The organism is Hymenobacter defluvii (genome assembly GCF_017589435.1).
GTDB lineage: Bacteria > Bacteroidota > Bacteroidia > Cytophagales > Hymenobacteraceae > Hymenobacter > Hymenobacter profundi.
The window spans coordinates 1-1,129 of record NZ_JAGETX010000076.1; the positions used below are offsets into that span (position 1 = coordinate 1).

The window sequence follows — 1,129 nt, forward strand, 5'->3', positions numbered from 1 at the left end:
ATGCTAGTGCATTACCAAGACCCTCAGGTGGGGGCGGTTTCGGGCGAGAAGCATGTTCTCAGTAATGGCAGCGCCTCGGGCTCGGGGGAAGGACTTTACTGGAAATACGAGTCGTTTCTAAAGCGGTGCGATTCAAAAATTCACAGCCTGATGGGGGCTGCAGGTGAGTTGGTTTCCTTCCGAACAAAACTCTTTGCCCCATTAGAGAAAGATACCATTTTGGACGATTTTGTACAATCCATGCGAATTGTCGGGGCAGGATATAAAGTGGTTTACGAGCCTAACGCCTTTGCAATGGAACCGCCCTCATCTTCCTTAAGTGAAGAAATGGGGCGCAAAGTCCGTATTTGTGCTGGCGGGTGGCAGTCTATGGCTCGACTCACTTTCCTGCTCAATCCCTTCCGGCAACCGGTGGTGACTTTTCTATACATCTCCCACCGCGTGTTGCGCTGGAGCCTGACGCCGGCGTTGCTTGCTTTAGTGCTACCGTTGAACGCCTACCTAGCCTATACTGAGCGAGGCATATATGCTCCTCTTCTTCTGTTGCAAATTCTCTTTTACGCGAGTAGTTTAGTCGGTTGGTGGCTGGCCGCCACCAACCGGAAGGCCGGCCTCACGCTGGTACCGCTCTACTTTACAATGATGAATGTCGCAGCCTTCCGTGGCTTTGGCCGCTTTCTGGCAAACTCCCAGCCCGCTGCATGGGACAAAGCAAATCGAGCCGAGCCAGAAAAATTGCTAAAGCCAGAACCCTTAACAGGCAAAAGGTAGTCTTTTAGTAGTCCTTAGTTCAGTATTGATGGCTAGTTTTCCGGCAGTAACCCTATTAATCACACATTACAATAGAAGCAAGTCTCTGGAGCGCCTACTTGGTGCTTTCAAGGCGCTAGGTGTTATGTTTGGTGATATCATAGTGTCGGATGACAACAGCAAAGGACTGCATGTCCAGGCAATTGAACATCTGCAAACGCGGTATAGCTTCAAGCTAATCACTGCCCCAGTCAACCGAGGGCTAGGTAATAATTTGAATAAGGGACAAGACGCTGTAGCTACTCCCTATACACTTTATGTGCAGGAAGATTTTGTGCCGACCCATAAGTTTCTATCTGGTTTTGAAGAAGCCTACAGC

Annotated in this window: 2 protein-coding genes; both read left to right on the forward strand. The window is 49.6% G+C overall.

The features are described from left to right. On the forward strand, window positions 1–771 hold a 771-nt coding region (locus tag J4D97_RS22975), incomplete at its 5' end, for a glycosyltransferase family 2 protein (protein ID WP_432207235.1). Window positions 772–799: 28 nt separating this feature from the next. After that, the coding region (locus J4D97_RS22980) for a glycosyltransferase (RefSeq protein ID WP_208309626.1) at window positions 800–1,129 on the forward strand (330 nt) is incomplete at its 3' end.